The organism is Paraburkholderia sp. RL17-337-BIB-A, assembly GCF_046025895.1.
Classification (GTDB): domain Bacteria; phylum Pseudomonadota; class Gammaproteobacteria; order Burkholderiales; family Burkholderiaceae; genus Paraburkholderia; species Paraburkholderia fungorum_C.
On sequence record NZ_JARESY010000001.1, the window covers coordinates 1,501,989 to 1,514,260 of the forward strand.

General features: G+C 64.2%; 6 protein-coding genes. 2 read left to right on the top strand and 4 right to left on the bottom strand.

Going from position 1 to position 12,272, the window contains the following annotated elements; translation table 11 throughout:
* The first annotated feature begins 112 nt into the window (after positions 1–112).
* On the top strand, positions 113–601 hold the full coding sequence (locus P0D84_RS06915; RefSeq protein WP_408333999.1) for a metallophosphoesterase family protein: 489 nt from the start codon (positions 113–115) through the stop codon (positions 599–601).
* Between the two features lie 171 nt (positions 602–772).
* Here P0D84_RS06915 and proP read toward each other — a convergent pair whose 3' ends face one another.
* From proP to argA, 3 genes are all read right to left on the bottom strand, one after another.
* Positions 773–2,242: a glycine betaine/L-proline transporter ProP gene (gene proP, locus P0D84_RS06920; protein WP_408334002.1), complete on the bottom strand. Its 1,470-nt coding sequence runs from the start codon at positions 2,240–2,242 to the stop codon at positions 773–775.
* Between the two features lie 765 nt (positions 2,243–3,007).
* Positions 3,008–3,283 (bottom strand): oxidative damage protection protein, encoded by a 276-nt coding sequence (locus P0D84_RS06925; protein ID WP_082855080.1) that lies wholly within the window; start codon positions 3,281–3,283, stop codon positions 3,008–3,010.
* 56 nt (positions 3,284–3,339) lie between these two features.
* Entirely contained in the window at positions 3,340–4,728 is a 1,389-nt protein-coding gene (argA, locus tag P0D84_RS06930; RefSeq protein WP_408334005.1) for an amino-acid N-acetyltransferase, read from the bottom strand.
* 23 nt (positions 4,729–4,751) lie between these two features.
* Between argA and hrpA the strand changes: the two genes are divergently transcribed.
* Positions 4,752–9,359: an ATP-dependent RNA helicase HrpA gene (gene hrpA, locus P0D84_RS06935; RefSeq protein WP_408334008.1), complete on the top strand. Its 4,608-nt coding sequence runs from the start codon at positions 4,752–4,754 to the stop codon at positions 9,357–9,359.
* A gap of 236 nt (positions 9,360–9,595) precedes the next feature.
* Here hrpA and P0D84_RS06940 read toward each other — a convergent pair whose 3' ends face one another.
* A complete protein-coding gene (locus P0D84_RS06940) occupies positions 9,596–12,262 on the bottom strand; it encodes a YadA-like family protein (RefSeq protein WP_459252209.1) in 2,667 nt (888 codons plus the stop codon).
* Positions 12,263–12,272 lie beyond the last annotated feature (10 nt).

The following is a 12,272-nucleotide window of genomic DNA, read 5'->3' on the forward strand; positions in this document are numbered from 1 at the left end:
GCAGACGGATTGGTCGTTCGAACTCGTTGTGCAACCGCAGGTATCTTGAGCGCGCGAGCTCGCCGGCCCGCCGCAAACAGCAGACCAACGCCGTTTGGACGATACTCGCGCTATGACTTCGCGCACCCAACGTTCCTCAGCCACCCGAATCGGCCTGATCTCCGACACGCACAACCTCGTGCGTCCCGAAGCGCTGCAGTATCTCTCGGGCTGCCACGCGATCATCCACGCGGGCGATATCTGCAATCAGGCGGTGCTCGATGCCCTCGCGCGGATCGCGCCGGTCACCGCCGTGCGCGGCAATAACGACATCGAAGAGCCGGTCGCCGCGCTGCCGACACACGTCAAGCTCACCGTTCAGCAGGTGACGATCCTCGTCGTACATGACATCACCGACGTGGGCGACGATCCGCGCAGTGAAGGCATCGACGTAGTCGTGACCGGGCACTCGCATAAGCCCGCGATCAGCGAGCGCGACGGCATGTTGTTCGTCAATCCAGGCAGCGCCGGACCCAGGCGGTTCAAGTTGCCGATTTCCGCCGGCATGCTGATCATTGAAGGCGGGCACGCAAGTGTGGCGGTCGATTTTCTGGTGACATAAAAAAGCGGGCCGGCGAATTTTTGCCGGCCCGCTTTCGCAAGCGCTAACGTGAATTGCTGTGGTTGCCTGCCGCTAACCGCTAACCGCTAACCGCTAACCGCTAACCGCCAACCGCGACTGCGGACGACACGCGTACAACCTCGGCGGCTAGCTACCATGCAACCCAGGCGATCAGGCTCGCGCCGTAGCCGCGGCAGCATAACCCTCATCCATCTCCGCCGCCTCACGCTCGTCGCGCAGCACCGCATGCGCTTCCGCACGCGTTGCGACACACGGACCCGAGCCGAGCAACGGCTTGCGGGCCGTTTCGCGCAGCGCGAATACCGACACGATGCCGATCAACGACGCGCCCATCAGGTAGTACGCGGGCATCATCAGATTGCCGGTGCTGTCGACCAGCCACGCCGTGACGAGCGGCGTCGTCCCGCCGAACAGCGACACCGAAATGTTGAAGCCGATCGCGAGCGCACCGTAGCGGATCTTGGTGGGGAACAAGGCCGGCAGTGCCGACGGCATCACGCCGGTAAAACACGACAGCAGCACACCGAGAATCATCAGGCCGCCGAACACCGGCAGCACCGTGCCCATGCGGATCAGCAGCAGCGCCGGAATCGACAGCGCGAACAGACCCACGCAGCCGAACAGCATGACGGGCTTGCGGCCGATCGTATCGGACAGGCGGCCGGCTGCGAGCGTCATCGGCATCATCAGCACCATCACGAGCAGCACGAGGAACAGGCCATGCGTTTCGTTGAAGTGCAGCGTGGCCGACAGATAGCTCGGCAGATACGAGAGCGCCATGTAATCGGTGACGTTGAAGATCAGCACGAGGCCGACGCACAGCAGAAGCGGCTTCCATTGCTGCATCAGCAACTCGCGGAACGATTGCTTCGGGAGCGCTTTGTCTTCGGCTTCGCGTTGCTCGGCCTGCTTCTTGAACGCAGGCGTTTCTTCGAGCTTCATCCGGATGTAGAGACCCACCAGACCCAACGGGCCCGCGATCAGGAACGGCACACGCCAGCCCCACGAGAGCAGCGCGTCATTCGAGAGCGTCGCCGTCAATACCGCGACCGTACCCGCGCCGAGCACATAGCCGATCAGCGTGCCGAACTCGAGGAAGCTGCCCATGAAGCCGCGGCGCTTGTCCGTCGAGAATTCGGCGATGAAGGTCGCCGCGCCGCCGTACTCACCGCCCGTCGAGAAGCCTTGCACCAGACGCGCGACCAGCAGCAACGCCGGCGCGAAAATGCCGATCGTCGCGTAACTCGGAATCAGGCCGATTGCGAAGGTGCCGAGCGCCATCATGATCATCGTCATGGCCAGCACGCGCTGACGGCCGATACGATCGCCCAGCGGTCCAAACACCATGCCGCCGACCGGCCGCACAAGGAACGCCGCGGCGAACGTGCCGAAGGTGGCGATCAACTGGGCGGACGGGCTCGACGACGGGAAGAACACTTTGCCGAGCGTGACAGCGATGTAGCTGTACACGCCGAAGTCGAACCATTCCATCGCGTTGCCGAGCGCCATTGCGCCGACGGCTCGCTTGAGGAGAGATTTGTCGACGACGGTGATGTCGTCGAGTGAGAGGCGTAGTTCTTCTTTTTGGTGTCGCCAGAAGCCGTTGCTGGAAGCGGTCAAGGTGAAAACTCCAATGACTGCGACGAAACTCACGAAAACGCGCATGAATGTTCCGCCACGGGTGCTGGGGAAGTGCAGTTTCGCGAGCTAAGGCGATGGCTTCTCCATCGCCTGCAAGGACGAAAGAGTGGGGCGCAAAGAAAAACACAACGCCCGTGCCTCGCAAGACAGGTCGCGAAAAATCACTCGTCTAAATTGTGCTGACTGTTGCATCTGCGTGGCCGTGGAAGGGGGGCAGATGCATGAGGACGCTGGGGTGGCTGAAAGCTGGCCCATGCGCCGCTGGAAGGCTTGAAACGAAAAAGGCCGGTGCTGGATCGCCGCTCACGATGCGAGATGAAACGGTGAAACGACCGACGAGCCTTCTTGTATAAAAACTGTTCAATCCGCCTGGCTGAAATTCGCTGTGAACCCGCGGTGAAAACCATGCGAGCAGTGCTTGCGAATGCTACCTAACCAAGCCTGATGTTAACGTGAATGAAGGTGAATTGCTGTTGGAACGATGCACATGATAGCACGATGACAGAGGATCGCGCAAACCCGAGAACCGGAGCGGGTTTTCGGGACGGCGTGCAATCCCTTGCGGGGCGGGGGATTTGGCGCGATTCGGCGGTACGGAGAAGTGGCTTAAAACTGGCCGGAAATGTACCGTCTGGAGAGTTTTTGCGGCACGGTTGGAACGAAAACCGGACGAAAAAAATCCGCGCACGCGGCGCGGATTTTTCATCGGGCTGATCGCCAAGGCTGGCGTGCAACCGAAAGCGCTTACTCAGCTGCCGGCGGCACGTAGCCTTGGGCTGTATCGGCGCCTTCACCGAAGAAGAACTTCTCGGTTTGCTTCATCAGATATTGGCGCGCGCGCGGATCGGCCATGTTCAGGCGGTTTTCGTTGATCAGCATGGTTTGCTGCTTCAACCACGCCTGCCAGGCTTCCTTCGAAATGCTTTCGTAGATCCGCTTGCCGAGTTCGCCCGGCAGCGGCGGGAAATCGAGGCCTTCGGCTTCCTTGCCGAGCTTCGCGCATTGAACCATACGAGTCATGCTGTGCTTCTCCGTTAATCAGATGTGAGGCGGGCAGTCGCTTTATATGGGGACGCTCAGAGCTGTTTCATCAGCACGAGCGACTTGCGCTGCCAGTTATAAAGCCGGCGGCGGTCTTCGGGCAGGTCGTCGACCGTGACCTTGACGAAGCCGCGTTTGAGAAACCAGTGTTCGGTGCGCGTGGTGAGCACGAAAATGCGCGTGAGGCCGCGCGCCCGGGCACGTTGTTCGATGCGCTTCAACAGGCGCTCGCCGTCGCCGGTGCCTTGCGCTTCCGGCGAGACCGTGAGGCACGCCATTTCGCCGATGCGCTCCTGCGGGTAGGGATACAGCGCCGCGCAGCCGAACAGCACGCCATCGTGCTCGATCACCGAGAAATGGTCGATGTCGCGTTCGATCTGGTGGCGCCCGCGCCGCACCAGCGTGCCGTCGGATTCGAGCGGCTCGATCAGCGAGAGAATGCCGCCGACGTCGTCCGGCGTGGCTTCGCGCAGGCTTTCGAGGTTCTCGTACGAGATCATCGTGCCCACGCCGTCGTGCAGGAACAGTTCGAGCAGCAGGCTGCCGTCGAGCGCGTAGGGGATGATGTGCGCCCGCGCCACACCGCCGCGGCAGGCGCGGATCGAATGTTTCAGATAGAAGCCCGCGTCGCCGGTGACCTCGCCGCTTTCGTGCAGCTTGTAGGCGTCGTCGAGCGACAGTTCGCGGACCAGTTGGGGGCCTTCTTCGCCGGCTTGCATCAGGCCCGGCGTTTCGGTCAGGAACACGATCTTGTCGGCGCGCAGCGCGATCGCGGCCGCCGAGGCGACGTCTTCCATGGCCAGATTGAAGGCTTCGCCGGTAGGCGAGAAGCCGAGCGGCGAGAGCAGCACCAGCTTGCGGCTCGCGAGCGAATGGCGGATCGAATCCGCGTCGATCTTGCGGACCACGCCGGTGTGGGCGAAGTCGACGCCGTCCAGAATGCCGACCGGGCGCGCCGTCACGAAGTTGCCGGACACCACGCTGATGTGCGCGTGCGCCATCGGCGTGTTTGGCAAGCCCTGGCTGATTGCCGCCTCGATATCCAGACGCACTTCGCCAGCTGCTTCTTTCGCCGACTCCAGGGCGCGCGCGTCGGTAATGCGCATGCCGTGCGAAAACTCGGATTCCACGCCGTGCAGACTCATCTGCTCTTCGACCTGCGGTCGCGAGCCGTGCACCAGCACGATCTGGATGCCCATGGCTTGCAGCAGCGCGATATCGGACACGAGCGCATTCAGGAGCCCCTGATGCACCACCTCGCCACCGAACCCGACGACGAACGTCTTGTTCCGGAACGCATGGATGTAAGGGGCGACTGAGCGCATCCAGTCGACGAATTGCGCGTGCTGTGCGAGATCTTCCGTTGCTCCGGCGGGGGCCGGAACGCTCGCGGGCGCGGGGACGAGGTCGGTTTGGGAATTCATGCCGGGGATTATAATGCGCCCCCATGTCGAATGTACCCAAAAGTCCCGCTGCGGCGAACGAGAATGCGGCGCCGGCCGCCGATCAGGTGAAGTCCGGCGACGCGCGGCGCCGTGATGCGCAGGATGCTAAGCGCAACGCGCCGGAAACGGCGCGCGAGCAGCGACGCGCTGTGGAAGGCGCGGCCCTGTCTGTGCAGAAAAAAAACCCGCCGCACGCGGCGCACCGCGAAGCGGGGGCGCCGACGACCCACATGAAGCAGGAAGGGCGCAAACACGCGCAGCAAGGAGATGCGGCGCGCAAGCAGCCGGATGTCGGCGGCGCGGCGCAGCCAGCGCGTCGTCACGATGGAGGCGCCCAGAAAGCGCCCCAAGGCCAAAGCCAGCCGCACGGAGAAGCGCGGCGCGCGCATACGGACGGCGCACGGGCGCCGAATCAGCCGAGGCGTGGCGAAGCTGACGCCGCATCGAATGCACAGCGCGCGGCGCGTGCCAATCAGCAAAGCGGCGCACCGGTTCAAAACGGTCAGCCCCGCCGCGAACCGGGCGGGTCCGCGCAAAAATCCCCGCAAGCAGGCGCTGCGCAAAACGACCAGCCCCGCCGCGAACCACGTCCTCCGCGCGTTCAACGCGTCGTCGAGCCGAATCCGATTCCGCCGATCACGTTCCCCGAAGCGCTGCCCGTCTCGGGCCGCCGCGAGGAAATCGCCAAGGCCATCGCACAGAATCAGGTCGTGATCGTCTGCGGCGAAACCGGCTCCGGTAAAACGACCCAGCTGCCGAAAATCTGCCTCGAACTCGGCCGTGGTCTCGGCGCGGGCGGCACGGGTCTGATCGGCCACACGCAGCCGCGCCGGATCGCGGCATCGGCGACGGGCCGCCGCATCGCCGAAGAACTCGGCACGCCGTTTGGCGAAGTGGTCGGCTATAAGGTGCGTTTCACCGACAATCTGTCGCCGGGCGCGTCGGTCAAACTCATGACCGACGGCATTCTGCTCGCCGAAACGCAGACCGATCCGCTGCTCAAAGCCTACGACACGCTGATCATCGACGAAGCGCACGAACGCAGCCTCAACATCGATTTTCTGCTGGGCTATCTGAAGGAAATTCTCGTCAAGCGCCCCGATCTGAAGCTGATCGTGACCTCGGCGACGATCGACGCGGATCGCTTCGCACGCCATTTCGGCAGCGCAGAAAAGCCCGCGCCCGTCATCGAAGTGAGCGGGCGTCTGTATCCGGTCGAGGTGCGCTACCGACCGGTCGCGGAGGACAGTCCGGCGGTGAAGTCGGCGGAAGGCTCTGCAACGGCGTCGTCACGTGAATCGCGTGACAGGCCGAAGACGCAGCGCGAGACCGATCGCGATCTGATGGAAGCGATCGTCGATGCGGTCGACGAACTGTGCCGCGAAGGCCCCGGCGACGTGCTGGTCTTCCTGCCCGGCGAGCGCGAAATCCGTGATGCCGCCGAAGCGTTGCGCAAGCACCATCCGCCGCACACGGAAATTTTGCCGCTGTTCGCTCGTTTGTCAGCTGCCGAACAGGAACGCGTGTTCCGCACCTCGAACGCGCGCCGCATCGTTTTGGCAACCAACGTCGCAGAAACCTCGCTGACGGTGCCGGGCATTCGCTATGTGGTCGATACGGGTCTCGCGCGCGTGAAGCGCTACTCGTATCGCAACAAGGTCGAGCAACTGCAGGTCGAGTCGATCTCGCAGGCCGCCGCGAATCAGCGGGCAGGGCGTTGCGGCCGCGTCGCGGACGGCATCTGTATTCGTCTGTACGAGGAAAGCGACTATCAGGGCCGCGTGCGCTTCACCGACCCGGAAATCTTGCGCTCGTCGTTGGCGTCGGTGATTCTGCGCATGAAGTCGCTGCATCTGACGGCGATCGAGACCTTCCCGTTCATCGAGCCGCCGCCGGGCCGCGCGATCGCCGACGGTTACCAGTTGCTCAACGAACTGGGCGCCGTCGACGATGACAACCAGCTCACGCCGCTCGGCCGCGAACTCGCGCGCTTGCCGCTCGATCCGCGCGTCGGCCGGATGATTCTCGCCGCGCGCGATCAGCAGGCGTTGAAGGAAGTGCTGATCATCGCCAGTGCCTTGTCGGTCCAGGATCCGCGTGACCGGCCGATCGAAGCGCAGGAGCAGGCCGACCAGGCGCATCGCCGGTTCGCCGATGAGCGTTCGGAATTCCTGCAATGGCTGAAGATCTGGAACTGGTTCGAAGAAGCCATCGCGCACAAGAAGACGAACCGGCAATTGCAGGATGAGTGCCGCAAAAACTTCCTGTCGCAACTGCGCCTGCGTGAATGGCGCGACGTGCATTCGCAACTTCTGACGGTGGTGCGCGAGCATGGCTGGCGGCTGAACGAGGCCGAAGCGACGTTCGAGCAGATCCACCTCGCGTTGTTGACCGGCTTGCTCGGCAACATCGGCCTCAAAGCGGACGACGAACCGTATTTCCTCGGCGCGCGCAGCATCAAGTTCTACCTCTGGCCAGGCTCGGCGCTGGTGAAGAAGGCCGGCAAGTGGGTGATGGCCGCGGAACTGGTCGAGACCAGCCGTCTGTACGCGCGCTGCATCGCGAAGATCGAGCCGGAATGGATCGAGAAAATCGGCGAGCATCTGCTGAAAAAGTCCTTGTCCGAGCCGCATTGGGAAAAGCGCGCGGCGCAGGTGTCGGCGTTCGAGCGCGCGATGCTGTACGGCCTGCCGATCTATCACCGGCGGCGCGTGAGCTTCGGCAAGCAGGATCCGGCGCGGGCGCGCGAGCTGTTCATTCGGGGCGCGCTGGTCGAAGGCGAGTTCGATACGAAGCTCGCGTTCTTCGCGCATAACCGCAAGCTGCTTGCCGATATCGAGCAGCTGGAACACAAATCGCGCCGCCAGGATGTGCTGGTCGACGACGAACTGATTTTCGGCTTCTACGACCAGGCGTTGCCACAAGGGATTTACACGGGGGCGTCGTTCGAGCGCTGGTATCGCGACGAGGTGAAAAAGAGCGCTCAGCCGGAAGACAGATTGCGTCTGCTGTATCTGTCGCGCGACGATCTGATGCGGCATGAAGCGGCCGGCGTGACGACCGATCTGTTCCCGAAACGGATGACGATGGCCGGCGTCGAGATGGCGCTGACCTATCATTTCGAGCCGGGTTCGCCGCGCGACGGCGTGACGCTCGCGGTGCCGCTGTATGCGCTCAATCAGGTCGACGCGCGGCGTTGCGAGTGGCTTGTGCCGGGCATGCTGAAGGAGAAGACGCAACTTCTGCTGAAATCGTTGCCGCAGAAGCTGCGGCGTCATTGCGTGCCGCTGCCTGAATACGCAGCCGGTTTCGTCGAACGGCATGGCGGTCCGCGCTTCGGCGCGGGCGGTTTGCTCGAGTCGCTGATCGCCGATGTTCGCGAGCAGACCCAGGTCGCCATGAAACAATCCGACTTCAAGCTCGAGACGCTGACGCCGCATCTATTCATGAACTTCAAGGTCGTCGACGAGCACGGGCGGCAGCTCGCGATGGGCCGGAATATGTCGCAACTGCGCGCGGAACTCGGCGGCCAGGCACAGCAGCATTTTCAGAAGATTGCGTCGAGCGCGGCTGGGGCAGCGTTAGCGGATGCGGGCGGCGGTGGCGGCGTGGCCGGTGCCGCGCAAGCGAGCGGAGCATCCGGCGCGCACGCGGGCGGTGCGGCAGGCGGTGCGGCGTCGCGAGGCAAGGGCGCTGCTGCGTCCGGCCCGCTTACCGCGTTGCAAGACGGCGCGCAAGGCACCGCTCAAGGCACCGCGCTGTACGAAAAGCTGACCACATGGAATTTCGGCAAGCTCCCCGAGTTGCTCGAAATTCGCCGTGGCGGGCAGACTTTGTTCGGCTATCCGGCGCTAGTGGATCGCGGCACGCATTGCGACGTCGAGGTATTCGATTCACCGGACGAAGCCGCGCGGATTCATCGCGCAGGGCTGCGGCGATTGTTCGCGTTGCAACTGAAAGAGCCGATCAAGTATCTGGAAAAGAATCTGCCGGGTCTGCGCGAAATGGCAATGCAGTTCATGCCGCGCGGCACGCAGGAAGAGTTGCGCGATCAGTTGATCGACACCGCGCTCGACCGTGCCTGTCTGCAAGACCCCTTGCCCGCCGACGAGGTCAGTTTCCATACGCGCCGCGACGAAGGCCGCAGCCGTCTCACGCTGCTGGCTCAGGAAATCTCGCGGCTGGTGGGGCAGATCCTGAGCGAATACGCGAGCGCGACGAAGAGGCTCGTGCAGGCGAAGTCGTTCACGGCGGCGTATGCGGACATGCAGAACCAACTCGACGGGCTGATCGGCAAGCGCTTCGTGGTCGATACGCCGTACCCGCAGCTGGCGCACTTTCCTCGCTATCTGAAAGGGATTGCGCTGCGCGTCGACAAGCTGAAGGCCGACTCGGCGCGCGACGCGCGGCAGTTCGCTGAGTTTCATCCGCTCCTGCAAAACTATCAGCGCGCAGTGGCGCAACGCGGTGGCGTGCTGGATCCGCGTCTGTCGGAATTCCGCTGGCTGCTGGAAGAGTTGCGGATTTCGCTGTTTGCGCAGGAGTTGCGTACGCCGATGCCGGTTTCCGTGAAGCGTCTCTACAAGGTGTGGGAGTCGATGCAGCGCTGAGTGGCGAGTGGCACGGAGGCGCCTTGCACTTGCTTTATTCGAGCGGCGTTGACCGGCTCCGTGCAACGCTTTTGTCGCGCGCACAAAAAAGCGCGCGATACCACTCCTCGTGAGAATGACATCGCGCGCAAAGGACGCGGACACTCTCGGATCCGCGCCCGCTCGCTGCTATACAACTCCTTCAGTAGCCTCCAACGTGTCTGGCTCAGGTTGAGCCAGACACGCGTGTTGACGTCTTACCAGTGCATGCCGGCACCGACCGACGCGCCGAACTGACCACGCGAGTCGGTCGTACCTTGCACCTTGTAGACCCACTTGCCGGTTTCAGACAGTTGCGACACACCGATGGCCATCGCCGACTGGCCACCGTACGTGCCGCCCGCCATCGCCACCATGCCGTGGCCCGGCAACACCGCTTGCGGCAAGCCGGCAACCGCCAGCGCCGACGCCGTGCCGCCGTATGCATCGCGGCGTGCAGAGCGGATCTGGTCGTTGGTGTAGCTGTTGGCCTGGTTGACTGCGCCGCTCACGCTTTGTTGCAACTGGTTCACGTTGACCGCGTCCGTGCCCTGCACGCCGGCGGCGACATTGGTGATCTGACGCTCCTGACCTGCTGCGCCAACCGATACCGTATTCGCCCGATCCGCGACGGAGCCCTGACCAAGCGCAACCGAGTTGTAGGCGCTCGCATTCGCCGCTGCGCCGAGTGCGGTCGCGTTGTTGCCGCTCGCGCTCGAATTCGCGCCGATTGCCACCGCGTTGCTGCCCGTGGCTTGCGCGTTCGCGCCCGACGCGACCGAGTGCGTACCGGTTGCCGCCGCGCCTTCGGTATCGCGATCGCCTTCCGCGCTGTAGAACGGATTGGCTGTATTGACCGTGATGTTGCTGACCGCGCCGTTGATGGCCGCATTCAGCTGACCGAGGTTGACCGCATCGCTTGCATCGACGCCGTCGGCGACGTTGTGAATCGCGGTGCCTGCGTCGCCGCCGAGCGTCACACTGTTCTTGTTGACGCTGCCGTCAGCGTTCTGGTCGTACATCACGGCGCCGTCGAGCTTGGCGGCAGTGGCGGCCGTCTGGTCGCTGACCGCCTTCAGCTGGGAGACGTTGACGGCGTCGGTGTCGGCGGTGCCGGCCGCGACATTGGTGATCTGACGCTCGCTGCCCGCCGAGCCGACAGACACGCTGTTTGCGCGGTCTGCGATCGAGCCTTGGCCGAGCGCGACGGAGCCGGCGACAATGGCGCTCGCGCCTTGGCCCAATGCGACCGAGCCGTTGGCGCTGGCTTCAGCCATGTTGCCGAGCGCGACGCTGCCGAATGCCGTCGCGGAGGCGTTGCTGCCGATTGCGGTGGCGAGCGGGCCAGTTGCTGTTGCGCCGCCGCCCACCGCCGTGTCGCCGTCGTCGCTGGCGACGGCGTTGGCGCCGACCGCCGTCGAAATCGTGCCGGTGGCGGTGGCGAGCGTGCCGACGGCGGTGCTGTCCGTAGCGCTCGCCCATGCGGTTGTACCGGCGGCGAAGGATTTTGCGCCTGACGCGTCGGCGCCGCTGCCGATTGCGACTGAATGGTCGCCAGTGGCGAGTGCATCGTCACCGCTGCCGTCGATGCCGGTCGCCTTGAAATAGCGTGAAGCGCTCGCCGTGGCGGCAGCCAGTTGACTGACGTTGACCGCGTCGGTGGCTTGCGTGCCGGCTGCGACGTTGGTGATCTGGCGTTCGCTGCCTGCTGAGCCAACCGAAACGGTGTTGGCGCGATCGGCGATGGAGCCTTGGCCTAACGCGACAGAACCGGCTGCGGCGGCACTCGAACCTTGGCCCAATGCGACCGAACCGTCCGCGCCGGCGTCAGCCATATTGCCGAGTGCGACGCTGCCGAATGCCGTCGCGGAGGCGTTGCTGCCGATTGCGGTGGCGAGCGGGCCCGTTGCTGTTGCGCCGCCGCCTACCGCCGTGTCGCCGACGTCGCTGGCGACGGCGTTGGCGCCGACCGCCGTCGAAATCTTGCCGGCGGCCGTGGCGAGGGTACCGACGGCGGTGCTGTCGATTGCGTCTGCCGAGGCATTTGTACCGGCAGCAAAGGACGCCTTGTCCAACGCAATCGCGCCGCTGCCAATTGCGACGGAGTAGTCGCCGATCGCGAGTGCATCGTCACCGCCGCCGGCAACGCCGGTCGCCTTGAAATAGCGTGAAGCGCTCGCCGTGGCGGCAGCCAGTTGACTGACGTTGACCGCGTCGGTGGCTTGCGTGCCGGCTGCGACGTTGGTGATCTGGCGTTCGCTGCCTGCCGAGCCAACCGAAACGGTGTTGGCGCGATCGGCGATGGACCCTTGGCCTAGCGCGACGGAGCCGGCGACAGTGGCGCTCGAACCTTGGCCCAATGCGACCGAACCGTCCGCGCCGGCGTCAGCCATGTTGCCGAGCGCGACGCTGCCCAATGCCGCTGCGGATGAGTTGGCTCCAATCGCAGTGGCGGCCGCGCCCGTTGCTTCCGCACCGGCACCTACTGCGGTGGCCACCGACGTGCTGGCAACGGAATTGGCGCCGAGAGCCGTGGAGCTTTCGACCGTTGCGGCGGCGTTGTAGCCGACTGCGACACTATCCTTGCCTTGCGAAAGAGAATCGCTGCCTAGTGCAGTGGCGTATTGAGCGGTTGCCGACGAGCCCGCGCCAAGGGCGGTTGTGCCCACTTCGCTAGCCGATGAACCCGCCCCCAACGCGGTAGACCCTAACCCCTCGGCTTGAGCGTTCGATCCGACCGCGACTGCCATGTTGCCTGCAGTCGTCCATGCGCCGACCGCGACTGAGCGCAGTCCATTGGCCTGCGCGTCATAGCCGACCGCTGATGACGCGATACCAGTTGCATGGGCATCGTCCGGCGTCAAGCCGGTGTCATTGGTGCGCACGTATTTGACG